Consider the following 22,958-nt stretch of genomic DNA (forward strand, 5'->3'; position numbering starts at 1 on the left):
CACCCCTCCCCCCTCGAAGGAGCACCACATGCACCTCATCGCCTACCTGCACATCGCGCTGACGGCCAGGCTGGCCGAGCTGCGCCGCGACGGCGAGCGCGGCGACAGCCCGGTACCGACCGCGGTGATCATCTTCGGGCTAGTCGCCGTGGCGATGGCCGTGACCGGGCTCGCGCTGGCCAAGGCCAACGACTGGATGAACGCCATCCCGGGCAACACCCAGCCCGGAAAGTGACGGCTCGCCCCGCGCACGCGGACCGGAGCCGGTCGGCACCCGCCGACCGGCCCGCCGTCCTGCGCGCTCCGGGGCGGCCCGCCGGCCTGTGTGTCCCGGGGCGACTGGCCGGCCTGCGCGTCCCGGGACGGCCCGCCGGCCTGCGCGTCCCCGGGCGGCTCGCCGGCCTGCGCGCTCCGGGGCGGCCCGCCCGCCCAGGTGTCCCAGCGCGGTTCGCCGTGCGCGCCCGGAGGCGGCTGGGCGACGGCGGGGCGGAGCGCGGGGCCAACCCGGTCGAGCTGGCCGTGGTGATGCCGGCGATCCTGGTGCTGCTGTTCGCCTCGCTCCAGGCCGCCGCCTGGTTCGTGGCCCGCGCCACGGCGCTGAACGCCGCGCAGAGCGCCGTCAACGCGCAGCGGGTCCACCAGGCCCCGGCCGGGGCCGGCGAGGCGCGGGCCCACGCCTTCCTCACGGCGGCCGGCGACTGGCTGGTCGGCTGGCAGGACCCGGGGCCGGACTGCGTCACCGGCGCCACGGAGGTGACCTGCACGGTGACCGGCGACTCCCTGTCGGTCATCCCGGGGGTGCGCTTCCAGGTGCGACAGACCGCGCACGGCACGGTCGAACGCTGGACGACGGGATGAGCGGCATGCACGCGTGGTGGAGCCGGGCGGCGGCCACCGGGCGGCCGCGGCCGGGCGGCGGGTTCCCGGCGGTACGCGAGGACGCCCGCGCCGTCGACCGGCGGCTGCGGGACCGCCGGCCCGGGGGCGAGCGCGGCTCGGTCGCCGTCGAGGTGGCCGTCCTCGCCCCCGCCTTCCTCGGGTTGATCGTGCTGGCCGGGGTGGCGGGGCGTACCGCCATCGCGCAGGAGGCGGTCGAGTCGGCGGCGCACGACGCCGCCCGCGCGGCGTCCATCGCCCGGGACGCCGCCACCGCGCGCACGTCCGCGTCGGCCGCCGCACGGGGCCAGCTCGACTGGCAGCGGGCGAACTGCGTCGACCAACCGACCGTGACCCTCACCGGCTCGGCCGGCGGCGACCCGATCGACTTCGACGACGCGTACACCAGCGCCACCGGCACGCCGACCTCGGTGACGGTGGTGGTGAGCTGCACTGTCTCCTTCAGCGACATCCACCTGTCGCTGTTGCCGGGGATGCCGGACGGACGGACGGTCTCGGCCACGTTCACCTCCCCGCTGGACCGCTACCGGAGCCGCCCGTGACCGCCCGCGCCGCCGACCGCACGACGCCGCCGGATGACGCCGGCCGCGCGACGCCGCCGGCCGCCGCCGACCGCGCGCACGCCGGCCGCGCGACGCCGAGCCCCACCGTCGGGCGGGCCGGGCGGCTGCGCGGGGACGACGGCCGGGTGAGCCTGTTCCTGGCGGCGGCGATGATCGGCATCCTCGCGATCATCGGCCTCGCCTTCGACGGTGCCGGGCAGCTGCGGTCCATGCAGCGGGCCGACAACCTGGCCGCCGAGGCGGCCCGCACCGGCGGCCAGTCGATCGACCGGGCCAAGGCGATCGAGGGCGGCACCAAGGAGATCGACGAGGTGGCCGCGCGGGCGGCGGTGGCGAGCTACCTCGCCGCTGCCGAGGTCACCGGCCACACCGTCGAGTTCCCGGTGATCGACGGCGAGAAGCTCGTCCGGGTCCACGTCACCATCACCTACGACCGCTACATGCTGGGTCTCTTCGGCTTCGGCAACGCCGTCACCGTCTCCGGTGAGGCCACCGCACGAGCCCTCACCGAGGGCCCCTAGGAAGGGAAGGCACGCCATGGCCGCACCGCGCCGCTCCGCCGCCCGGCGGGTCGGGCAGGTCCTCACCGGGTTCGGCGCGCTGGTCGTGCTGATCGGGGTGCTGGTCGGGGCGCCGATGGCGCTGCTCGCCTTCGCCGGCAACCCGCTGCCCGACCACGTACCCACCCTCGCGGAGGTGGGCGCCACGCTCACCAGCCGGGACGACGGCCGGCTCTTCCTGCGGGCGCTGGCCGTGGTCGGCTGGTTCGGCTGGGCCACCTTCGCCTTCTCCGTGCTCGTGGAGCTGGGCGCGCAGTCCGTGCGCCGGCCCACCCCCCGGCTGCCCGGGATGCGGCGGCAGCAGCGGGCCGCGGCGGCACTGGTCGGCTCGGTCGCCCTGATCATCGCGGCGAGCCCGGCCGCCGCCAGCGCCGCGACGGTGCTGGCCGGGCCGTACCCCGCAATAGGCGCCCCGGCCGTCGTCGCGGCGGCCCCGGCGGGCCGCCCGGTCGCCGCGACGCTGCCGGTCGTGGCCCGGCCTGCGCCGCCGGCGGTGACCACGGCGGCCGAGCTTCCGGAGCGGGCGGAGCCGGCGGTGTACCGGGTGGCGAAGGGCGACTACCTGGGCGAGGTCGCCGAGCGCTACCTCGACGACTTCGACCGCTACCGGGACGTGGCGAAGCTGAACCGGCTCTCGGACCCGGACCGCATCCACCCGGGCCAGCTCATCAAGCTTCCCGACGGTGCGCAGGACGACGGGGCCCGCGCGCACGCCGCCGGCCGGCTCGTGGCCCGGCCGACCACCCCGAACCCCGGCGGTACGGTCACGCCCCGGCCCGCCCCGAACCCCGGCGGTACGGTCACGCCGCAGCCGCCGTCGCCCCCGGCCACCCCGCCCGCCGCCGAGACGCCGGCGTCCCCGGGGGCCGCGCAGCCCGCTCCGGCAGCCCCGCAGGCCACCCGCCCCGCCCCTCGACCGTCGGTCGCCCAGCCGCCGTCCGGGTCGTCGCACGGTACGCAGCAGGTCGCCCAGCCGCCCGCCGGCGCGCAGTCGGCGATGGCCGCCGGGGCGTCCCGGACCGGTGAGGAGAACCAGGTGAACCGACCGCTCGCCGTCTCGGCGGTGCTCGCCGTCGCCAGCATCGTCGGTGCCCAGATCGGCGCGGTGCTCGGGCTGCGCCGCCGGCCGGCGGTCGCCCGGGCCGCCGCCGGCGCACGGGCCCTGGTCACGGGCCGGCACCGCCGCAACTGACGCGGCGGGTGTCGGGCCCGGCGTCGGGCCGATGGCGGGCCACCATGTCGGCGACATGGGCGGTATCCGCACCCCGCAACCCCGCCATGTCGCCGACATTGCGGGCCGACCCTGGGGCCGGCCGGCCCGGGGACGCCCGAGCAAGGGCCGGGCCCCGCCCTAAGGCACCCGGGTCTGGAGCACCCCGTCGACCACCCGGGTCGGCAGGACCTGCTGGTCGTTGCCGGACGGCCCGTGCATCACCTCGCCGCCGTTGAGCCGGAAGGTGCTGCCGTGCCACGGGCAGACCACGCAGGCGTGCCCGTCGACCTCGGTCACCTCGCCCTGACCGAGTGGCCCGCTCTGGTGCGGGCACCGTTCCAGCATGACGGTGACCTCGTCGCCGTGCCGGTAGAGGATCACCGACACCTCGTCCACCTGGCGGGTGACCAGCTTCCGCTGCGGCAGCGTGGCCATGTCCGCCAGCGGGTGCCAGCCGTCGCTGATCAGGTTCAGCTCGGGGGCGCTGTTGTTCATCTGCGCACCCTGCTTGTACGCCAGGTGCCCGCCCAGGTACGCCCCGGCGCTCGCCGCGGTCAGCCCGAGGTACGCCAGGGCCCGCCCGGTCCCGTGCCGCCCGCTCAACCGGGCCGCCAGCGAGCCCGCGTACAGGGCGAGGCCGACGGTGTTGGACGCGGCGTGCACCAGGCCGACCCGGCGCTGGTCCCGCGCGAGGCCGGCCCAGTCGTTCAGCCCGGCGACCGCCGCCGGCAGGGCGCTGACCGTGCCGAGCCCGACCAGCGTGGTGGCCGCCCGGCGCTGGCCGGGCATCAGGTCGAGCACGGCGGCGCTGAGCCAGGAACCGACCGGCACCTGGACGAGCGCGGGGTGCAGCGGATGCCCGATGAACACGCCGTGCAGCAGGTCCCGGACCCGCTGCGGGCGGATGGTGGCCTGGACGGCGCGCTGCAACCGGTCCCCGACCCGGTCCAGCGCCGAAGCCTGTTCGAGTTTCGTCAAGAGTGCCCGCATTCCGTCCGACTTCCCGGCAGGAGCGGGCGCAAACCGGGCGGCGGTGACGAAATCGTCGCCGTCGCCACGGTCGTCGGATCGGGGCGGGCGGGGGTTCCCGCGCCGCCGGAGCGAGGCCGGCGGCGCGGGGCGCGCGGGCTACTGCCAGGGGCCGCTGCGGCAGATGAACGCGCCGGTGTCGCTGTACTGGGTCTCGCCGCCGGCGACGTATCTGTAGCTGACCTGCACCTGCCGGCCGATGTTGGCGGCGGGGCAGGCGCCGAGGAGAACCGAGCCGGCGGTCTTGAAGGTGCCGACGCTGCCGGAGTACCAGGTGACCGTCCAGAACGTCGTGCCGGTGCTGACGCCGTCGCAGTAGAACTCGGACGCCCCGGACTCGCAGGAGGGGGCGGGGGCGTCTGCCTGGGCCGGGGTGGCGACGGCTGCGGTCAGGCCGAGGGTGGCGAGGGCGGAGGCGAGCAGAACTCTGCCGGTGGCATGCATGAAGATCCTCCCGTACGTGTCCCGTGGAGAGCCGAGTGAGGGCAACCTATCCCCTCAATCGAAATTCATGAATAGACCGTTCGTTCCTGCCCACCGGTCCCGGTGCACGGCCTCGGCGAGGGGGCGCTTGCGCCGCCAGCCGTGCCGCTCCAGGTCCGGTACGGCCTCCAGGTGGGTGACCGGCCCGACGCAGAGCCACGCCACCGGCCGGATGCCCTCGGGGATGCCCAGCAACTCCGCCAGGAACGGCTCCCGGTAGAACGAGACCCAGCCGACGCCGAGCCCTTCGGCGGTGGCCGCGAGCCAGAGGTTCTCGACGGCCAGGCAGACCGAGTAGAGGCCGGCGTCGGCGATGGCGTGCCGCCCGAGCACGGCCGGGCCGCCCCGGGCCGGGTCGTACGTGACGACGATCGACAGGGTCGACTCCAGCACCCCGTCGATTTTGATGCGGGCGAACCGCTCGGCGGCCTCGCCGTCGAGGGTCGCGGCGAAGGTGTCCCGCTCGGCCTGGACGTGCCCGTGGAACCGGCGGCGCAGCTCGGCGTCCTGGACCAGGACGAAGTCCCACGGCTGCGAGTAGCCGACGCTGGGCGCGGCGTGCGCCGCGTCGAGGATCCGGTGCAGGGCCTCCGCCGCCACCGGCTCGCCGGTGAACTGGCCCCGGACGTCCCGGCGGCGGTGGATGGCGTCGTAAAGGTCCACAGGCAGGCTCCCGCTGCGCTCGGCCCACCCGTCGCGGATGGGCGATCGACGCGAGGCCGGTCTTCGGACTCCCGGATCGACGCCTGCCCGTCCGCCTTCCCAGCCGTACGGCCAGTGGCTGCGCGTGTCGCGCGTGGACGGCGGCTCCCCGGTCACCGCGGCGGGCCCGTGCCGGATTCTCACCGGCTTCCCGATTCTCCCCGCTCGCGCGGGGCACCTCACATGCTCTCTCCGCCGCCGATGCTAGCGCCCGGGGCACCGGCCGTACGCGCCGCCGGCCTCCTCCCGTTCGCCGGCTCCGCCCGGCCGGCCGTAATTCCCGTGCCCGGAAGCCCACCGGGCCCTACCGTGGCCGGATGCACCCGCGCTTCGCCCCGGTCCGGGACTGCTTCCGCGACCTGTTCGCCACCGGCCGGGAGACGGGGGCCGCCCTCGCCGTCCGGTACGCCGGCGAGCCGGTCGTCGACCTCGTGGCCGGTCAGGCCGGACCGGGTCGGGAGTGGCGGCCCGACACGCTGGTCAACGTCTACTCGGTCGGCAAGCCGGTGGCGGCGCTCTGCCTGCTGATGCTGGTCGACCGGGGCCGGCTCGACCTCGACGACCCGGTCGCCGCGCACTGGCCGGGGTTCCGCACCCCGGCCACCGTCCGGCAGGTGCTCAGCCACACCGCCGGGCTGCCGGCGTTCCCGGTGCCCCGGCCGGCGGCGGCGGTCGCCGACTGGGCGCTGCTCTGCGCCGACCTGGCCGCCGCCGAGCCGCAGTGGACACCGGGGACGGTCGCTGGCGAGCACGCCTGGACGTACGGGCACCTGGTGGGCGAGCTGGTCCGCCGGGTGGACGGGCGGCCGGTGGGCCGGTTCCTGGCCGAGGAGATCGCCGGCCCGTGGCGGCTCGACCTGGGCTTCGGCCTCGGGCCGGCGGAGCAGCGGCGGTGCGCCGACCTGTCGTACGCCGATCCGGGCTGGCCGGCCCGGACGATGGGTGAGCCGGGGTCACCGCTGGCGCGGGCGCTGGGCAACCCGGCGGGCGGGCTGGACCTGGCGGTGCTGAACGGCGCGGTGTGGCGGGGCGCGGAGGTCCCGGCGGTGAACCTGCACGCCACGGCGACCGGCCTGGCCCGCCTCTACGCCGGCCTGCTCGCCGGCGGCGCCCTGGACGGGGTGCGCCTGTTCTCCCCGGAGCTGGTCGCCGAGGCCGCCCGGGTCCAGTACCACGGCCCGGACCTGGTGCTGGGCCGCCCGGTGTGCTGGACGCTGGGCATGCAGCGGGAGCCGGACGGAAGCTGGGGCATGGGCGGGATCGGCGGCAGCGCCGCGTGGGCCGACCCGGAGCGGGGCTACGTCTTCGCGTACGCGACCGCCCGGCTCGACGGCCATGACCGGGTCGACGACCTGGTGGAGGCCCTGCACTCCTGCCTCTGACCCGGTCAGGTGTTAGGAAGGGACCCTTTCACCTCGTTTTCCGTTAACAAGGGGCCCCTCCTTTCACCGTTACCGGGGTGCCGGGCGGGGTGAGCAGGGCGCGGCCCGCCACCGCCAGCCGGCGGCGACGGGGGACCACCGCCCGCCGGGCGAAGACGTCGTGGTCCTGGGCGGCCACCTCGTCGAGGATGCCGCCGTAGAGCGCGTACGCGGTGCGCATGCAGGCCTGCGAGGCGGGCGCGAGCAGGGTGACGCCGGGGGCGGCGGCCTCGTAGTGGGCCCGGGCCCGGGTCACCTCGTACTCGATCAGCTCGCGGGTCGCCGGGGTGCCCCGGCGACGGGCCGCGGCGGCGCGCAGGTCCTCGCGGGTGAGGTCGAACTTGGCCAGGTCCTCGTCGGGCAGGTACGTCCGGCCGCGCGCCAGGTCCTCGGCCACGTCCCGGATGAAGTTGGTGAGCTGGAAGGCGAGGCCGAGCTGGCGGGCCGGCTCGCGGGCGGCGGCCGGGTCGGAGCTGCCGAGGATGGGCAGCATCATGGTGCCGATGACGGCGGCCGAGCCCTCCATGTAGTCGAGCAGGTCGTCGTAGGTGGGGTAGGCGGTGACGGTCAGGTCCATCGCCATGCTGCGCAGGAACGACGCGAAGTCGGCCCGGTCGAGGTCGAAGACGGCGATGGTGTGCAGCACCGCGGGCAGCAGCGGGTCGTCGACCGGGGCACCGTGCAGGCCGGCCAGGAAGCGGGCCGACCAGTCGTCGAGCCGGGCGGCGCGCTCGGCCGGCGGCAGGTCGTCGGTGCGGTCGACGATCTCGTCCGCGTACCGGGTGAATCCGTACAGGGCGTGAACGTGTCGCCGTTTCCAAGCGGGCAGCAGCCGGGTGGCGAGATAGTAGGTGCGGCCGTGTCGTTTGTGCAGCTCACGGCAGCTTTCATAGGCGGCGGCGAGATCGACGTCCACCGGGGCCTCCTCCAAATCGACGCAGCAATCGACGCAACTCGTAACCCTAGGGTACGCTCGCCGACATGGCCAACGACGCAGTTGCGGGTAACGCGCTCCGCCTCGCGCCGGCGCAGCCGGAAGCGACGGACGATCCGGTCCGCGGCGCGCTGGCCGCGTTGACCGACGACCTGGTCGGCCGGGTGGACGACACCCTCGCGGCGTTCCTGGCCGCCGAGGTGGCCGCGCTCACCGAGATCGACGCGGCGATGGGTGGCTTCGCCGCCACCGCCCGCGACTGCGTGCTGGCGGGCGGCAAGCGGGTCCGCCCGACGTTCGCCTACTGGGGATGGCGGGGCGTGGTCGGCGGCGACGAGCCGCTGGCGGCGGTCCTGCCCGCGCTGTCGGCCCTGGAGCTGCTGCACACGTTCGCCCTGGTGCACGACGACGTGATGGACGCCTCCGACACCCGGCGCGGGCGGCCCACCGCACACCGGGCCGCCGCCGCGCGGCACGCCGCCGCCGGGCACACCGGCGACCCCGACCGGTTCGGCGAGGCGGTGGCCGTGCTCGTCGGCGACCTCTGCGTGGTCTGGGCCGACCGGCTGATGGCGCACGCCGCCGTGCCGCCGGGCCGGCTGCTCGACGTGCGGCGCTGCTACGACCGGATGCGGGTCGAGACGATCGCCGGGCAGTACCTCGACGTGCTGGGCTCCAACGACGCCGCGAACTGGTCGCTGGACCGGGCGCTGCGGGTCGCCCGCTACAAGACCGCCGGCTACACCGTGCAGCGCCCGCTGCTCTTCGGCTCCTGCCTGGCCGGGGCGGACGCCGACGCGCCGCTGACCGCCGCGTACACCCGGTACGGCCTGGCCGTGGGCGAGGCGTTCCAGCTCCGCGACGACCTGCTCGGCGTCTACGGCGACCCGGCGACCACCGGCAAGCCGGCCGGCGACGACCTGCGCACCGGCAAGCCGACCGTGCTGCTGATGCTGGCCCGGCAGCTCGCCACCGCGACGCAGCGGCGGGCGCTGGAGCGGGTCGGGGCGTTCACCGGGGCCCGCGAGGTGGCCCGGCTGGCCGAGCTGGTCGCCGACACCGGCGCGGTCGCCCACGTCGAGCGGATGATCTCCGACCGGGTGGCCGAGGCGCTGGCCGCGCTCGACGGCGCGCCGGTCGACGGGGCCGCCCGCACCGCGCTGACCGGCCTCGCCGTCGCCGCCACGGACCGGCGGGCATGATGAGCGACGTTCTGAAGGAGGTGGTCGCGTGCGGAGCGTGACCGGCACGTCATGGCGTCAGCGGCCGACTGGTCGCCGAGAAGGCTGTCGCGTGCGGAGCGTGACCGGCACGTCATGGCGTCAGCGCCGAATGGTCGCCAGGGAGGTGATCGCGTGCGGACCGTGACCGGACGTACGGACCGGGTGGTGATCGTCGGGGCCGGCCTCGGCGGGCTGGCCTGCGCGCTGCACCTGGCCGGCAGCGGCCGGCAGGTGACCGTCGTCGAGCGGGAGCCGGTGCCCGGCGGCCGGGCCGGCCGGCTCGGGGTCGACGGGTACGAGTTCGACACCGGCCCCACCGTGCTCACCATGCCCGACCTGATCGCCGAGGCGCTCGGCGCGGTCGGCGAGGAGCTGGGCGACTGGATCGAGCTGCTTCCGCTGGACCCGGCGTACCGGGCCTACTACCCGGACGGCTCGACGCTGGACGTCATCACCGACACCACCCGGATGGCCGCCGAGATCGCCTCGGTCTGCGGCCCCCGGGAGGCCGACGGCTACCTGCGCTTCGTCGACTACGCCCGGCAGCTCTGGCAACTGGAGCGGGCCGACTTCATCGAGCGCAACCTCGACGCGCCGACCGACCTGCTCACCGGCAACCTGCTGAAGCTGCTCGCCAACGGCGCGTTCCGCCGGCTCCAGACCAAGATCGGCCAGTTCTTCACCGACCCCCGCACCCAGCGGATCTTCTCCTTCCAGGCGATGTACGCCGGGCTCGCCCCGCACGACGCGCTCGCCATCTACGCCGTCATCGCGTACCTCGACTCGGTGGCCGGGGTCTACTTCCCGCGCGGCGGCGTCCACGCGGTCTCCCGGGCGATGGCCGGGGCGGCCGAGAAGCACGGCGTGCGGATCCGCTACGGCACCACGGTGACCCGCGTGGAGACCGCGAACGGGCGGGCGACGGGCGTGGTCACGGCCGACGGCGAGTTCGTCCCCGCCGACGTGGTGGTGCTCAACCCGGACCTGCCGGTCGCCTACCGGGACCTGCTGCCGCCGACCCGGGCGCGCCGGCTCACGTACTCGCCGTCCTGCGTGGTGCTGCACGTCGGTTCGCGGCAGGGCTATGAGAAGATCGCCCACCACAACATCCACTTCGGACGGTCCTGGAAGGGCACGTTCGACCAGGTGATCCGGCGGGGGGAGCTGATGACCGACCCGTCGCTGCTGGTCACCAACCCCAGCCGCACCGACCCGTCGGTCGCCCCGGCGGGCGGCCACACCTACTACGTGCTCGCCCCGACGCCCAACCTCGACCGGGCCCCGTTCGACTGGCGCGGCGACCTCACCCGCCGCTACACCGACCAGCTCGTGGCGACGCTGGAGGAGCGCGGGTACGTCGGCTTCGGGGCCGGCGTCGAGGTGCTGCACGCCGTCACCCCGGCCGACTGGGCCGAGCAGGGCATGGCCGCCGGCACCCCGTTCGCGTCCGCGCACAGCCTCTTCCAGACCGGCCCGTTCCGCCCGTCGAACCTGCACCGCACGCTGGAGAACGTGGTGTTCGTCGGCTCCGGCACCCAGCCGGGCGTCGGCGTCCCGATGGTCCTGATCTCCGGCAAGCTCGCCGCCGCCCGGGTCACCGGCAGCCCTGCGGGCACCAGCCGAGGCCGGTCGGTGTGAGCGAGCGCGAGAGCCACCTGGTCGAGCTGGTCGACGACGCCGGCCGGGCCCGGGGCGAGACCACCGTGGCCGCCGCACACACCCCGCCCGGCCGGCTGCACCGGGCCTTCTCGGTGCTGCTGGTCGACCCGGCCGGGCGCGTGCTGCTCCAGCGCCGGGCCGCCGTCAAGACCCGCTTCCCGCTGCGCTGGGCCAACTCCTGCTGCGGTCATCCCGCGCCGGGTGAGTCGCTGGTCGAGGCCGCGAACCGGCGGCTGCGCGAGGAGCTGGGCGCCGGGCCCGTCGGCCTGACCGAGGTCGGGGTGTACATCTACTACGCCGAGGACCCGGCCACCGGGCGGGTCGAGTTCGAGTACGACCACGTGCTGCGCGCCGACGTGCCGGCCGACGCCGACGTGCGCCCCGACCCGGACGAGGTGGCCGAGCTGCGCTGGGTCGACCCGGCGGCGCTGGAGGCCGACCTCGACGCGGACCCCCGCGCGTACGCACCCTGGCTGGGCGGGGTGGTGAGCCGCCTGCTGCGCCCGGCCCGGCCGGCGGTCGCCGCCGCCTCCGGCACGGTCCCGGTCGGGCGGCCGGCAAACGAGGCCTCGGAGCGGCCGGGTGGCCGATGAGGCGCTGAGCGCGGGGGCCGTCGCGCGCCGGCTCGGTGTCGCGGTCACCACGCTGCGCACCTGGCACCAGCGCTACGGGCTCGGCCCCAGCCAGCACGTTCCGGGCCACCACCGCCGGTACACGCCGGCCGACCTCGCGCGCCTGGAGATCATGCGCCGGCTCACCTCCGAGGGCGTCACCCCGGCCGAGGCGGCCCGCTGGGCCCGGCAGGCGCAGCGCCCCACCGGCCCGGCGGAGCGGCTCCGCCCCGGGGGCCGCCGGGACGGCGGCGGGCAGACCATCCCGGTCGGCCGGGCCGGGCCGGCGGCGCGCGGGCTGGCCCGGGCCGCCATGCGGCTCGACTCGGTGGCGATCGGGGAGACCATCGCCACCGCCCTGGCCGCCGGCGGCGTCGTGGCCACCTGGGACGGGCTGCTGCGCCCGGTGCTGGCCGGCATCGGCGAGCGGCACGCCGCCACGGGGAACCTCGTCGAGGTGGAGCACCTGATGTCCCGGTGCGTGTCGGAGGCGTTCGCCGCCGCCGCGCGGGCCGGCACGGCCGGCGGCCCGGCCCGCGTCCTGCTCTCCTGCGCCGACGAGGAGCAGCACAGCCTGCCCCTGGAGGCGCTGGCCGCCGCGCTGACCGAGGTCGGCGTGGCGTACCGGATGCTCGGCGCCCGGGTGCCGGTGAGCGCCCTCGTGGAGGCGGTCGAGCGCACCGGGCCGGCGGCCGTGGTCCTCTGGTCGCACACCCGGGCCACCGCCGACCCGGACCAGCTCACCGCGCTGCTGGCCAGCCCCCGCCGGCCGCTGCTGGTGCTGGCCGCCGGCCCGGGCTGGCGGGCCGACTCGCTGCCGGCCGGCGTGGTCCGCCCGGTCGACCTGGCCGAGGCGGTCTCGCTCGCCCTGGCCGTACGCGACTCGCTGGAATGACCAGCGGGCACCTGACCGCCGTGCCGTTCCCGCGCCACGTGAACTAGCGTCGAGTGGCCCACGCCCCCTCCCCTCGGAGCGACGATGAGTGCACGCGCCGCCCTGGCGCTCGGCGTCAGCCTGATCCTGTTCCTCGCCGGCTGCGGCACGCGGACAGCCGACCGGAAGCCGGAGGCCGCCGCCCCCGCCCCGTCGGTCTCGACGCCGCCGGAGCCGACGCCCACGCCCACGCCCACGCCGAAGCCCACCCGGGCCGCCCCGCCCCGGCTGCGGCCCGCGCCCACCACGCTCCCGGCCGGGCTGCGCCGGACCACGGGCACCCGTGCGGTCGCCCTGACCTTCGACGACGGGCCGCACCCGGTCTGGACGCCGAAGCTCCTCGCCGAGCTCCGGGCGGCCGGGGCGAAGGCCACCTTCTGCGTGGTCGGCACCCAGGTCCGCAAGCACCCGGAGCTGGTGGCCCGGATCGCCCGCGAGGGGCACCAGCTCTGCAACCACAGCTGGCGTCACGACGTGGACCTCGGGCGGCGCCCCGCCGCCCAGATCCGGGCCGACCTGGCGCGCACGAACCAGGCCATCCGGGACGCCGTCCCGGGCGCCAAGGTGCCCTACTACCGGCAGCCGGGCGGGCGGTGGACCCCACAGGTGGTGGCGGCGGCCAAGCAGCTCGGCATGCGGTCCCTGCACTGGACGGTCGACCCGCAGGACTGGGCGAAGCCCACCGCCAAGACGATCACGCGCCGGGTGACCGGCGCGGTCCGCCCCGGCGCGGTCGTCCTGATGCACGACGGGGGCGGGAACCGCGCCGCCACGATCGCCGCCTGCGGCCGCCTGATCGGCGACCTGAAGCGGCGGTACGGGCTCACCCGGCTCGGCTAGAACGGCCCTGACCTGCGGATTCGCGCCCGCTCGGGCGTCACGCCATACCGATTTGGTTCCCGGGCGGGCCGTCACGTATGCTTTCCAAGCCTCCGGCGGGGCCGGATGGGAGCAAGTCCGCTAGAAGTTGCGAGTGTGCAATGATGGCGGGGCCGCCCTCATCGTCTAGCGGCCCAGGACGCCGCCCTTTCAAGGCGGTAGCACGGGTTCGAATCCCGTTGGGGGCACGACCGGCGCAAGCCGGAGCAACACGGCAACACCAGCTAGGTCCTGTGGAGCAGTTGGAGTGCTCGCCGCCCTGTCAAGGCGGAGGTCGCGGGTTCAAGTCCCGTCAGGACCGCAAACGCTGACGCCGCGCGAACGATGCGCGGCGTTCTGCGTATCGGAGCAGGCACCCATCCCGGCGGCACCCCCGCCAAGCGGGTACCATGAGCCGAGGCACGGCCAGGTAGCTCAGTTGGTACGAGCGTCCGACTGAAAATCGGAAGGTCGGCGGTTCGACCCCGCCCCTGGCCACATAGCCTTTCGCCGGGCTACTGAAGCGCCGACCAGCGGAAACGCCGGTCGGCGCTTCTGCGTACGTGGTAGGTGGCACCTGCGAGGAACCGGATGGGTGGTCGTAACTGGCCCCACCACGGGCCGGTCTCACCGAGAGCCAAGTAACGGTGCGTAAGGGTCACGACTGCTGATACTGCCTCACGACGGCGCGGATCTGCCGATGAGCGGGTGTCCCACGAGCTGCGCCTGTGGGCCTGACTAGGGTTACGCGGTGCCGACCTACGCTGGCCTCGACGCAGCGCCACTGCACTACGACGAAAGCCACCCTGACCGAGGTCCGGGCCTTCCGCCCGTCGTCGTCCTCGCCGGCGGTGCCGCCAGACACCCGAGCTACCTCGGGGATCTGGCCGGACTTGGCAGCCGCTATCGGCTGATCGTGCCCCACCTCCGTGGCGTCGGACGCTCACCGGAACCGCCCGTGGCCGAGGTGGGCTCGTTCTGGCGACAGACCGAGGATCTCGAGTGTCTGCGAGACCACCTCGGGCTCGATCGTGTCCTGCTCGTCGGGCACTCGGCCGGCACGAGGCTGGCAGTCGCGTACGCGGCACGGTTCGCCCAGAGGCTCGCCGGAATGGTCCTCATCACGCCACCGGCCGACTACCTCGTCGACACGCCGTCCGACAGGGTCGAGCTGATCGCCCGACGGCGGGGGGAGCCGGCGTTCGATGCGGCCGTCGCCGCGTCGGAGGCAGGACCGGACTTGAGCGACGACGCCGCGTTCAACGCGTGGCATCAGCGCGCCGCGCCGATGGGGTATGCGGCGTGGGGGCCGGCGGGGCAGGCGCACGCGATGGTCGGCCGGTGGAGTCCGGCGGCTGCGAAGGCCTACTTCAGCGTCGAGCCTCCGGGCGACCTTGCCGCTCGAATCGGCACGGTTGAGGCACCCGTGTTGGTCATAGCGGGGGCAGACGACTGCCTGACCGGGCTCGCGCCGGTGAAGACACTGGCGACACGTTTCCCTGCCGGCCGTGCCGAGGTGATCGCTCGGTGCGGGCACTACCCGTGGCTGGAACAACCGGGCCCGTTCCGACGAGCGATCGACGCGTTTCTGGACGAGTGGGAGTCGACGGAGAAAGGACCGCGCCCCAACTCCTGAACCTGCCCCTCGCCGGAGCATGGATCGTCCGCGCTGTGGGCTTCCGCGCGTCCCATCCACCTGACGGCGCAGGCCGGTCGAAAGAATCTCTGGCGGGCGTGTCCATCCGGCCGGGTCCCGTTCGTAGAACCTGCGTGCGGCCACCATCGCCGCACGAGGGCGACGACGAACAGGAGACGGATCGTGAAGTACCTGCTGCTGATCAACGCTGGTGCGGTGGACGGGAACGGCGTGAACACCGGCTGCGTGGTCGAGGACTGGATGGCGTACGACAAGGAGGTCAGGGACGCCGGCGTCTTCGTCTCCGGGGAGTCGCTGGCCGACCTGGTGACCGCCACGACGGTGCGGGTCGAGTCGGACGGCCAGCGGGTCGTGACCGACGGGCCGTTCGCCGAGACGCGCGAGGTGCTCGGCGGCTTCTACGTGATCGACGTACCGGACCTCGATGCCGCGTTGGACTGGGCGGCCCGCTGCCCCGGCGCCCGCGGTGACGGCTCGGTGGTGGTCCGGCCGGTGGCCGACTTCGGCGGCTGACCGCAGTGGACGCAGGGGCGGCCGGCGACGTAGCGCCGGACGAGGCGTCGCCGGCACCACACGGGACGCCGATCGAGTCGGTGGCCGCGGTGTTCCGCGAGGAACGCGGCCGGCTGCTGGCCGCCCTGGTCCGCCGCTTCGGCGACCTGGACCTGGCGGAGGAGGCCGCCTCCGAGGCCGTCGAGGCGGCCCTGATGTCCTGGCCGGTCCACGGGGTTCCGCCCCGGCCGGGAGCGTGGCTGATGACTACCGCCCGGCGCCGGGTGATCGACCGGTTGCGCCGCGACCAGGCGTACGCGGCGCGGCTGGCCATCCTCCAGGCGGAGGCGGATCGGGCCGGCCCCGTCGCGGCCCCTCAGGCGGACGACGACCTGCCGGACGAGCGGCTGCTGCTGTTCTTCACCTGCGCGCACCCGGCGCTGCCGACGGAGGACCGTGGCGCGCTGACGCTGCGTTTCCTTGCCGGGTTGACCACGGCCGAGGTCGCGCGGGCGTTCCTGGTGCCGGTGGAGACGATGGCCAAGCGGATCACCCGGGCGAAGAAGAAGATCGGAGAGGCGCGCATCCCGTTCCGGGTGCCGGCGGCGGACGAGTTGCCGCAGCGGTTGCCGGGAGTCCTGCAGGCGGTCTACTCGATCTTCACCGAGGGGTACGCGGCGAGCGCCGGCCCCCGGTTGCAACGGATCGACCTCGCCGAGGAGGCCATCCGGCTGGCCCGGATCCTGCGCCGGCTGCTGCCCGCCGAGCGCGAGGTGGCCGGGCTGTGCGCCCTGATGCTGCTCGTCCACGCCCGACGCGACGCGCGCACGGGGCCGGACGGGGAACTGGTCCTGCTCGACGATCAGGACCGCGGTCGCTGGGACCGCGCCATGATCGAGGAGGGGCTCGGGCTGGTCCGGGTCGCGCTGACCGGCGGGCCGCCCGGCCGGTACGGGGTACAGGCGGCCATCGCCGCGCTGCACGACGAGGCGGCCGACGTGGCCACCACCGACTGGCCGCAGATCGTGGCGCTCTACGACGTGCTGCTGGCGCTGACCGGGTCCCCGATCGTGGCGGTGAACCGCGCGGTCGCCGTGGCGATGCGCGACGGCCCGCAGGCGGGCTCGGTGCTGCTGGACGCGCTGGCCGGCGAGGCACTGCTGCGCGACTACCGCCCCTACGCGGTCGCCCGGGCCGACCTGTTGCACCGGGCCGGCCGCCACGCCGAGGCGGCCGACGCGTACCGGAGGGCGCTCGACCTGGCCGGCACCGCACCGGAACGGGATCTCCTCCGACGTCGGCTGGACACGATCGAGCAGCCGGGCACCCCTGAAGGGTGAGAGCACGCTCGGTCGGTGGGCGGCGCTCGGGCCCTTCGTCCGGTCACCGGACGCAATGCACCGGATATCGGACGGAACGAGGCTGCGGGCCGGGGCAGCAGCCGGTACTGTCCGGGCCTATGGGACAGGAGATCGACGGCCCGACAGGCATCCGGCAGGACGTCGAACGGTACTCGGTCCGCAGTGGTCTCCTCGTCCCCGGTTCCGCCGAGCGCGCCTTCGCGGTCTTCACCGAGGCCCTCACGCAGTGGTGGGTGCCGGAGTACACCTGGTCCGGGCCGGCCGCGCTGGCCGCGCTGGGCATCGAGCCCCGCGTCGGCGGCATGCTCTACGAGATCGGCCCCCACGGCTTCCGGGCCGACTGGGGCCGGGTGCTCACCTGGGAGCCACCCCGGCACCTGGTCTTCGTCTGGCAGATCGGCCCGGACCGGCTCCCCGTTCCCGATCCGGCGCGGGCCAGCGAGGTGGAGGTGCTGTTCTCGCCGGAGGGCCCGGAGGCGACCCGGGTCGAGGTCGAGCACCGGCACTTCGACCGCCACGGCGAGGCCGCCGAGGGCTTCCGGCAGGCCCTCACCGTGGGCTGGCACGAGCTGCTCTCCCGCTACCTGGCCTCGGTCCGCGCCCACCGCCTCTGATCGGCCCGTCTTCCCGTGCCTCCCGGCCGGCGGCCAGCCCCACGCGCGGCGTCCCCCGGGTGCCGCACGGCCAGCTCACCGCCGGGTCTCAGCGGCCGATCCCGCGCCCGGGGCGGGCGTCCGTGGTCACGCCCCGGCCGCCCAGGTCGGCGCGGCGGCCGGCGGCGGCGCCCGAGGCGAAGCCGGTGCCGGCGAGCCGGCGCGGCGCGGCGGTGCGCAGCCGGGGGTAGACCTCGGCGACCCGCCGCTGGACCCGGTCCGAGCGGTCGGCCAGCACCAGGGCGACCGACGGCGCGCCGGAGCCGGTGACGGCCCCGGCCTCCGCCTCGGCCAGCCGCGCGCCGATCACCCGGGCGAACCCGGCGAGCCAGGAGCGCCGGAACGCCGCCGGGTGCTCGCCCGCCGGCACGACGGCCCCGGCCAGCCCGTGCGCGGCCTGCACCAGCAGCGAGGTGAAGAGCAGGTCGACCCGCTCCAGGTCGCTGGCGAAGCCGAACAGGTGCATGGCGAAGCCGGTGCCGTGCCGGCGGCGGACGCAGCGGCAGCGCAGCGGGTCGGCGACGGCGGCCAGCAGGCCGGCCTTGTCCCGGGCGTACGGGGCGACGACCTCGACCACCCGGTCGCCCACCGGGTCGGTGGTCGGGTCGCGGGCCGCCAGCAGGGCCCGGTCCACGCCGTAGCGGGCGATCAGCTCGGTGGCCTTGGCCGTGAACGCGGCCGACTCCTCCGGCGTGCAGGCCGGGTTCTCGGCCTTCGCCAGCAGCTTGCGCACCTTGGCGAGCATGGCCTCCGACATGTCACCACAGCTACCACACCCGCCGGGCGTGGGAGGCGTCAGCCGGCCCGGCTGCGCAGGGTGGCGATCGTCGAGCCGGCGAGGGTGAGCAGGCAGTCGGGCAGCAGGCCGTCGGCGACCGCCGCGCCGAACAGCGCCTCCCCGGTGTCGGCGTCCGCGTTGGCGTACGCGCTGACGAAGCGGGCCACCCACCGCGTGTCGTACTCGGCCTCGTCGATGCCCGGGAAGTCCAGCGCCGCGCCGCCGGAGGCGGGCACCTCCCCGACCATCGTGGCCGCCAGGCACCAGGCCACCCCGTACGCCCCGGCGAGGCCGGCCCGGTCGACCACCTTGTCGAAGGCGCCCACCACGGCCTCGCCGTCCCCGGCGAGGGCCGAGTGGAGGACTGCGGTCGCGTCGTCCAGCGTCTGCTGCGGTACGTCCGTCACGCGGCGAACTGTACGACGGGTGGTCAAGCAGTGACGAGTTGCCAGCATCACGCCGGTCGCCGGGGGGCGAATGCGGGGCTAGCTGGGAATTGGCGCACCTCCGCGCCCCCGTCGCCCAGCCGGGCACGCTAATCTGCGCAACGGACCTTCGCCGGAGGAAGGACGACCATGCCCCTATCACACGGCTCGCGCGCCGCCACCCTGGTCGCCTGCGGGGCGTTGCTCCTCGCCGGTGCCGCCTGCGGCACCGAGCAGCCGGAGGAGGCGACCGTCACCCAGGTCCGCCTCTACGGCACGGACGGCACCATGATTAGCGGTTACGCGGCGGAGCTCAAGGAGCGCGCCGACCTGATCGACGGCATGAAGGGCACGACCCCGCTCACGCCGTTGCCGGACGCCTTCAAGAACCGGCTCCGGTCCGTCGACCCCAAGCTCCAGGACTACCTCTACTCGGCCGAGGCGTACGACGCGGTGGTGATCAGCGCCCTGGCGGCGCAGCTCGCCGGCAGCACCGAGCCGGCCTCGATCGCCAAGCAGATCGTCGGCGTCACCAACGACGGGCGGCGGTGCGAGGAGCCGGCGACCTGCCTGCGGCTGGCCCGCAACGGCCAGGACATCGAGTACCGGGGCGTGTCGCTGACCCGCGCCGGGTTCACCGACGCCGGGGAGCCGGCCACGGCCAGCTACGGCACCCTGACCTTCGGCGAGAAGCGGATCGACGACGGCAAGACCGAGTTCGTGGGCGCGGGCGACGAGACGGCGGCGAGCACGAAGAAGCCGCCCCGGCCGGCCCGGCAGAGCGGCGGAAAGGCCCCCTCCGCGCCGCTGGTCCTCGGCGGCCTACTGCCGCGCAGCGGCGACCTGGTCCTGGCGTACCCGCCGATGGCCGCCGGGATCGCGCTGGCGATCAAGGACATCAACGCCGCGGGCGGGGTGCTCGGCGCGGACGTGGTCTGGGTCGACGGCGACGACGGCACCAACCCGGCCGTCGCCAAGGCCACGCTGGCCAAGCACGTCGCCAGGGGCGTGCACGTCATCATCGGCGCGGGCGCCTCGGGGATCTCCCGGGCCATCCTGCCGGACGTGGTCGCCGCCGGCCTGGTGCTCTTCGCACCGTCCAACACCGACGCGGGGCTGACGTCGATGGAGGACAAGGGCCTCTACTTCCGCACCGCCCCGCCGGACAGCCTCCAGGGGCGGGCGCTGGCCGACGTGATCCTGCGCGACGGGCCGCACAAGATCGTGCTGGTCGCCCGGAAGGACTCCTACGGCGAGGGCCTCCAGGAGAGCGTGCGGGCCGAGCTGGAGCGCGTCGGCGTGGGCGGCGGCCAGGTGAAGCTGCTGACGTACGACCCGCCGGCCGACGCGAAGGCGCCGCCGGTGGACTTCACCGCCGGGGCCCGCGAGATCAAGGAGTACGGTGCCGACGCCGTGCTGGTCATCGGCTTCGCCGAGTCCGCCCAGGTGATCCTGGCGCTGGCCGACTCCGGCGTGCAGATCCGGCACTGACGGCACCGCCACGACGGCCGCCGGCGCGGGTTCGCGTCGGCGGCCGTCGCGGTCTCGGCGCACGGGTCAGCGGGGACGCCTGCGTTCCAGGAACTCGGTCATCCGCCGCCGCTTCTCCTCGTCCTCGAAGAGCACCGCCTGGCTGACCAGGTCGAGGTGCGGGTGGGCGGCCGGTGGCGCGTCCACGGCCAGCTTGGTCAGCCGCAGCGCCAGCCCCGACCCCTTGGCCATCTCGTCGAGCAGCTCGTGCGCGGCGGGCAGCAGCCCGGCCGGCTCGTCGACGACCCGGTTGACCAACCCGATGCGCAGCGCCTCGGCGGCGTCCACCCGGCGGCCGGTGAAGAGCAGCTCCTTGGCCCGGGCCTCCCCGATCAGCGCCGGCAGCCGGTGGGTCGCGCCGGCCCCGGCCAGGATGCCCAGCCGCACCTCGGGCTGGCCGAAGACCGCCCGGGCGGTGCACACCCGCAGGTCGCACGCGTACGCCAGCTCGGCGCCGCCGCCCAGCGCGGGGCCGTCGACGGCCGCGACGGTCGGCATCGGCAGCGCCCGGACGCGGGCGAACGCGGCGGAGTTGATGGCGGCGAGCGCGTCCAGCCGACCCCGCTCGCGGAGCTGGCCGATGTCCGCCCCGCCGGCGAAGATGCCCTCCGCGCCGCCGGTGAGCAGCAGCAGCCGGGGCCGGGCCTCCAGCTCGGCGCAGACGGCGTGCAGCTCGGCGATCAGGTCGGCGTCGATCGCGTTGCGCTTCTCCGGCCGGTCCAGCGTCACCACCAGCCGGTCGGGCCGTTCCTCGATCCGCAGCCCGCTCACCGCTTCACGCCGCCTTCCCACCGGTAGAAGCCCTGCCCGGACTTCCTGCCCAGCTTCCCCTCCGCGACCATCCGCTCCAGCAGCGGCGGCGGCGCGAACCGGTCCCCGTACGCGGCCTGGAGGGTGCGGGCGATGTCGAGCCGCACGTCGAGCCCGACCAGGTCGGTCAGCTCCAGCGGGCCGACGGGGTGCTTGTAGCCGAGCACCATCGCCTTGTCGATGTCGGCGGGGTCGGCCACCCCGTCGGCGACCATCCGGATCGCCTCCAGACCGAGGGTCACCCCGAGCCGGGAGGTGGCGAAGCCGGGCATGTCGCGTACCACGACGGGGTCCTTGCCGAGCCGGCCGGCGAGCGCGACGGCCGCCGCGGTGGTCTCGTCGGCGGTGGCCGGGCCGACCACGACCTCCAGCAGGGCCATGGCCCAGACCGGGTTGAAGAAGTGCAGGCCGACGAAGCGCTCGGGGCGGTCCAGCCCGGCGGCCAGCTCGGCGATGGCGATGCTGGACGTGTTGCTGCCGAGCAGCGCGGGGCGCAGCGCGGCGGCGTCGGCCAGCACCGCACGCTTGAGGTCGAGCCGTTCCGGCACGGCCTCCACGATCACGTCGGGCTCGACCGCGACCTCGCCGAGGGCGCCGCGCATCGTGACCCGGTCCCGGTTGGCCGCCGCCTCGTCGACAGTGAGCTTCCCGCGTTGTACCGCCCGTTCCCACAGCTCGGCCAGCCGCGCCCCGGCGGCCGCCGCCCGGCCCGGGTCGACCTCGACCAGCTCGACGCCGTACCCGGCCCCGGCGGCCACGTAGGCGATGCCCAGGCCCATGGTGCCGGCCCCGACGACGACGAAACGGCCGCTCATGACATCTCCTCGCTGGCCCCGGCGCGCGGGGTGTCCGCCGCGCCAAGCCGCTCGCTCCGCTGGCTCATGGGTGCGACCCTATGCAGCCCTGGCACGGGCGGCATGCGTGGGGGCGCGTCGATCCGGGTAAGGACGGCCGTCAACCGAGGGAAGGACCCGACATGAGCCAGGCACCGCAGAGCGTGGGGAACGGGGAGACCGTGGAGACCCGCGGCGACGAGCGCGTCGACCTGCTCCGCGCGGACACCAACAACGACGGGCGGACCGACGTCTGGGTGGTCGACACCGACGGCGACGGCCGGGCGGACCTGTTCCAGTTCGACACCGACGGTGACGGCAAGGTGGACATCACGATGGTCGACCTCGACGAGGACGGCACCCCCGACGAGGTCGTCGACGGCGACGGCGGGCTCCCGCCCGAGCCGCTTCCCCCGACCGTCCAGGTCTGAGGCGCGCGGCCCCCGGGCGGCGGCACCCGCGCCGCCCGGGGCCGGTCGTCCGGCCGCCGGAACCCGCCGGGAACGGTCGTCCGCCCGCCGGGGCCGGTCAGCCGGCCAGCGTCAGCGTCGCCAGGTAGTACGGCGCGTCCCGGTCGTCCACGTCGGTCAGCCGCCACGGGGTGCCCCGGACCAGGTCGGCCAGCTCGGCGACCGAGCAGACCAGGTAGTCGAACCACCCGGTGCCCAGCTCCCGGTAGCGCAGTCGCAGCCGTAACTGACCGCCGAGCCGGCCGCGCCGCCGGTTGCGTTCGTGGTACTCCGTCTGCACGGGATCGCTGGTGCCGTACGGGTCGGTGCCGTGCGCGATGACCCGCGCGCCGGGGCGGGCGAGGGCGGCCAGCGCGGCGAGGAACGCCGGAGCCCGGTCGCGCCCCTCGAACAGCCCGAGGTTGTTGCCGAGCAGGAGGAAGGTGTCGTACCGGCGGCCGTCGGCGACGTGGGAGTCGACCGTGCCGTGGACGAGGTCGCGCACGCCGCGCCGCCGGCACACCTTCAGCGCACCGAGCGAGGTGTCCAGCCCGGTCACCGGCACGCCGCGCTCCTGGAGCAGCAGCGCGATCCGGCCCGCGCCGACCCCGATGTCCAGCGTCTCGCCGCGCACCCGGTCCACGGCCCGGTGGTCGTACGGCTCCCACTGGTCGGGGCCGGCGAGGTAGTGGGCGGCGGGCGCGCCGTTGATCAGGCCGTCGTCGCGCTCGATCACCTCGATGACCGGCCGGGGCAGCCGCCCGCCGGCCAGCGGCCGGGGGCCGATCCCGGTCTGCACGGCGAGCGCGTCGCGCAGCAGCTCGCCGAAGACGTCGCCGATCCTGGGTTCCCCGGTCACGGGGTTCACGCTAACTCCGCTGCG

Annotated in this window: 26 protein-coding genes, 3 tRNA genes and 1 riboswitch; of the genes, 20 read left to right on the top strand and 9 right to left on the bottom strand. The window is 75.3% G+C overall.

What is annotated here, in order from left to right:
* Positions 1 to 28 precede the first annotated feature (28 nt).
* From LPU43_RS04210 to LPU43_RS04230, 5 genes are all read left to right on the top strand, one after another.
* A complete protein-coding gene (locus LPU43_RS04210) occupies positions 29 to 235 on the top strand; it encodes a hypothetical protein (RefSeq protein WP_229398881.1) in 207 nt (68 codons plus the stop codon).
* A gap of 218 nt (positions 236 to 453) precedes the next feature.
* Positions 454 to 858 carry a TadE/TadG family type IV pilus assembly protein gene (locus LPU43_RS04215; RefSeq protein WP_229398882.1) on the top strand — a complete coding sequence of 135 codons (405 nt, stop codon included), beginning with the start codon at positions 454 to 456 and terminating at the stop codon, positions 856 to 858.
* Positions 855 to 1,439: a TadE/TadG family type IV pilus assembly protein gene (locus LPU43_RS04220; protein ID WP_229398883.1), complete on the top strand. Its 585-nt coding sequence runs from the start codon at positions 855 to 857 to the stop codon at positions 1,437 to 1,439. The genes LPU43_RS04215 and LPU43_RS04220 overlap by 4 nt, the downstream gene beginning before the upstream one ends.
* A gap of 170 nt (positions 1,440 to 1,609) precedes the next feature.
* Positions 1,610 to 1,981 (top strand): hypothetical protein, encoded by a 372-nt coding sequence (locus tag LPU43_RS04225; RefSeq protein WP_229399321.1) that lies wholly within the window; start codon positions 1,610 to 1,612, stop codon positions 1,979 to 1,981.
* A gap of 16 nt (positions 1,982 to 1,997) precedes the next feature.
* Positions 1,998 to 3,212: a LysM peptidoglycan-binding domain-containing protein gene (locus LPU43_RS04230; RefSeq protein ID WP_229398884.1), complete on the top strand. Its 1,215-nt coding sequence runs from the start codon at positions 1,998 to 2,000 to the stop codon at positions 3,210 to 3,212.
* 159 nt (positions 3,213 to 3,371) lie between these two features.
* On the opposite strand, the gene LPU43_RS04235 is transcribed toward LPU43_RS04230, so the two are convergent.
* From LPU43_RS04235 to bluB, 3 genes are all read right to left on the bottom strand, one after another.
* A complete protein-coding gene (locus tag LPU43_RS04235; RefSeq protein ID WP_229398885.1) occupies positions 3,372 to 4,223 on the bottom strand; it encodes a Rieske (2Fe-2S) protein in 852 nt (283 codons plus the stop codon).
* Between the two features lie 138 nt (positions 4,224 to 4,361).
* Positions 4,362 to 4,706 carry a hypothetical protein gene (locus tag LPU43_RS04240; RefSeq protein ID WP_229399350.1) on the bottom strand — a complete coding sequence of 115 codons (345 nt, stop codon included), beginning with the start codon at positions 4,704 to 4,706 and terminating at the stop codon, positions 4,362 to 4,364.
* Positions 4,707 to 4,760: 54 nt separating this feature from the next.
* Positions 4,761 to 5,408, bottom strand: coding sequence for a 5,6-dimethylbenzimidazole synthase (gene bluB / locus LPU43_RS04245; RefSeq protein ID WP_229398886.1), 648 nt, complete (start codon positions 5,406 to 5,408; stop codon positions 4,761 to 4,763).
* A 37-nt stretch (positions 5,409 to 5,445) separates the two neighbouring features.
* Positions 5,446 to 5,639, bottom strand: a riboswitch (cobalamin riboswitch).
* Positions 5,640 to 5,764: 125 nt separating this feature from the next.
* Between bluB and LPU43_RS04250 the strand changes: the two genes are divergently transcribed.
* Positions 5,765 to 6,829, top strand: coding sequence for a serine hydrolase domain-containing protein (locus LPU43_RS04250; protein ID WP_229398887.1), 1,065 nt, complete (start codon positions 5,765 to 5,767; stop codon positions 6,827 to 6,829).
* Between the two features lie 43 nt (positions 6,830 to 6,872).
* Here the strand turns inward: LPU43_RS04250 and LPU43_RS04255 are convergent, their stop codons facing one another.
* Positions 6,873 to 7,784, bottom strand: coding sequence for a phytoene/squalene synthase family protein (locus LPU43_RS04255; protein ID WP_229398888.1), 912 nt, complete (start codon positions 7,782 to 7,784; stop codon positions 6,873 to 6,875).
* A gap of 65 nt (positions 7,785 to 7,849) precedes the next feature.
* On the opposite strand from LPU43_RS04255, the gene LPU43_RS04260 reads away from it, so the two are divergent.
* From LPU43_RS04260 to LPU43_RS04315, 12 genes are all read left to right on the top strand, one after another.
* A complete protein-coding gene (locus LPU43_RS04260) occupies positions 7,850 to 9,004 on the top strand; it encodes a polyprenyl synthetase family protein (protein WP_229398889.1) in 1,155 nt (384 codons plus the stop codon).
* A 153-nt stretch (positions 9,005 to 9,157) separates the two neighbouring features.
* On the top strand, positions 9,158 to 10,663 hold the full coding sequence (gene crtI / locus LPU43_RS04265; protein ID WP_229398890.1) for a phytoene desaturase family protein: 1,506 nt from the start codon (positions 9,158 to 9,160) through the stop codon (positions 10,661 to 10,663).
* A complete protein-coding gene (idi, locus tag LPU43_RS04270) occupies positions 10,660 to 11,277 on the top strand; it encodes an isopentenyl-diphosphate Delta-isomerase (RefSeq protein WP_229398891.1) in 618 nt (205 codons plus the stop codon). The genes crtI and idi overlap by 4 nt, the downstream gene beginning before the upstream one ends.
* The gene (locus LPU43_RS04275; protein WP_229398892.1) at positions 11,267 to 12,190 is read left to right on the top strand and encodes a MerR family transcriptional regulator; all 924 of its coding nucleotides are present in this window, start codon (positions 11,267 to 11,269) and stop codon (positions 12,188 to 12,190) included. Before idi ends, LPU43_RS04275 begins: the two co-directional genes overlap by 11 nt.
* A gap of 84 nt (positions 12,191 to 12,274) precedes the next feature.
* Positions 12,275 to 13,069: a polysaccharide deacetylase family protein gene (locus LPU43_RS04280; RefSeq protein ID WP_229398893.1), complete on the top strand. Its 795-nt coding sequence runs from the start codon at positions 12,275 to 12,277 to the stop codon at positions 13,067 to 13,069.
* A 154-nt stretch (positions 13,070 to 13,223) separates the two neighbouring features.
* Positions 13,224 to 13,296 (top strand) — tRNA-Glu (locus tag LPU43_RS04285).
* A 39-nt stretch (positions 13,297 to 13,335) separates the two neighbouring features.
* Positions 13,336 to 13,409 (top strand) — tRNA-Asp (locus LPU43_RS04290).
* Positions 13,410 to 13,511: 102 nt separating this feature from the next.
* A tRNA-Phe gene (locus LPU43_RS04295) sits at positions 13,512 to 13,585 on the top strand.
* Between the two features lie 253 nt (positions 13,586 to 13,838).
* Positions 13,839 to 14,723 (top strand): alpha/beta fold hydrolase, encoded by an 885-nt coding sequence (locus LPU43_RS04300; protein ID WP_229398894.1) that lies wholly within the window; start codon positions 13,839 to 13,841, stop codon positions 14,721 to 14,723.
* A gap of 183 nt (positions 14,724 to 14,906) precedes the next feature.
* The gene (locus tag LPU43_RS04305; RefSeq protein ID WP_229398895.1) at positions 14,907 to 15,257 is read left to right on the top strand and encodes a YciI family protein; all 351 of its coding nucleotides are present in this window, start codon (positions 14,907 to 14,909) and stop codon (positions 15,255 to 15,257) included.
* Between the two features lie 80 nt (positions 15,258 to 15,337).
* A complete protein-coding gene (locus LPU43_RS04310; RefSeq protein WP_229398896.1) occupies positions 15,338 to 16,576 on the top strand; it encodes an RNA polymerase sigma factor in 1,239 nt (412 codons plus the stop codon).
* 119 nt (positions 16,577 to 16,695) lie between these two features.
* Positions 16,696 to 17,211: an SRPBCC family protein gene (locus LPU43_RS04315; protein ID WP_229398897.1), complete on the top strand. Its 516-nt coding sequence runs from the start codon at positions 16,696 to 16,698 to the stop codon at positions 17,209 to 17,211.
* Positions 17,212 to 17,299: 88 nt separating this feature from the next.
* Here the strand turns inward: LPU43_RS04315 and LPU43_RS04320 are convergent, their stop codons facing one another.
* Together LPU43_RS04320 and LPU43_RS04325 are read right to left on the bottom strand one after the other, a co-directional pair.
* Positions 17,300 to 18,007, bottom strand: a complete 708-nt coding sequence (locus LPU43_RS04320) for a DUF2786 domain-containing protein (RefSeq protein WP_229398898.1) — start codon at positions 18,005 to 18,007, stop codon at positions 17,300 to 17,302.
* A gap of 38 nt (positions 18,008 to 18,045) precedes the next feature.
* Positions 18,046 to 18,435, bottom strand: coding sequence for a hypothetical protein (locus LPU43_RS04325; RefSeq protein WP_229398899.1), 390 nt, complete (start codon positions 18,433 to 18,435; stop codon positions 18,046 to 18,048).
* Positions 18,436 to 18,603: 168 nt separating this feature from the next.
* On the opposite strand from LPU43_RS04325, the gene LPU43_RS04330 reads away from it, so the two are divergent.
* Positions 18,604 to 19,944 carry an ABC transporter substrate-binding protein gene (locus LPU43_RS04330; protein WP_229398900.1) on the top strand — a complete coding sequence of 447 codons (1,341 nt, stop codon included), beginning with the start codon at positions 18,604 to 18,606 and terminating at the stop codon, positions 19,942 to 19,944.
* Between the two features lie 66 nt (positions 19,945 to 20,010).
* On the opposite strand, the gene LPU43_RS04335 is transcribed toward LPU43_RS04330, so the two are convergent.
* Positions 20,011 to 20,754, bottom strand: coding sequence for an enoyl-CoA hydratase/isomerase family protein (locus LPU43_RS04335; RefSeq protein ID WP_229398901.1), 744 nt, complete (start codon positions 20,752 to 20,754; stop codon positions 20,011 to 20,013).
* The gene (locus tag LPU43_RS04340) at positions 20,751 to 21,608 is read right to left on the bottom strand and encodes a 3-hydroxyacyl-CoA dehydrogenase family protein (protein WP_229398902.1); all 858 of its coding nucleotides are present in this window, start codon (positions 21,606 to 21,608) and stop codon (positions 20,751 to 20,753) included. Before LPU43_RS04340 ends, LPU43_RS04335 begins: the two co-directional genes overlap by 4 nt.
* Before the next feature lie 161 nt (positions 21,609 to 21,769).
* On the opposite strand from LPU43_RS04340, the gene LPU43_RS04345 reads away from it, so the two are divergent.
* Positions 21,770 to 22,057, top strand: a complete 288-nt coding sequence (locus LPU43_RS04345) for a hypothetical protein (RefSeq protein WP_229398903.1) — start codon at positions 21,770 to 21,772, stop codon at positions 22,055 to 22,057.
* Positions 22,058 to 22,154: 97 nt separating this feature from the next.
* Here LPU43_RS04345 and LPU43_RS04350 read toward each other — a convergent pair whose 3' ends face one another.
* Positions 22,155 to 22,934 carry a class I SAM-dependent methyltransferase gene (locus LPU43_RS04350; protein ID WP_229398904.1) on the bottom strand — a complete coding sequence of 260 codons (780 nt, stop codon included), beginning with the start codon at positions 22,932 to 22,934 and terminating at the stop codon, positions 22,155 to 22,157.
* Positions 22,935 to 22,958 lie beyond the last annotated feature (24 nt).

The sequence above is a fragment of the Micromonospora okii genome, assembly GCF_020884795.1.
GTDB classification, from domain to species: Bacteria; Actinomycetota; Actinomycetes; order Mycobacteriales; family Micromonosporaceae; genus Micromonospora; species Micromonospora okii.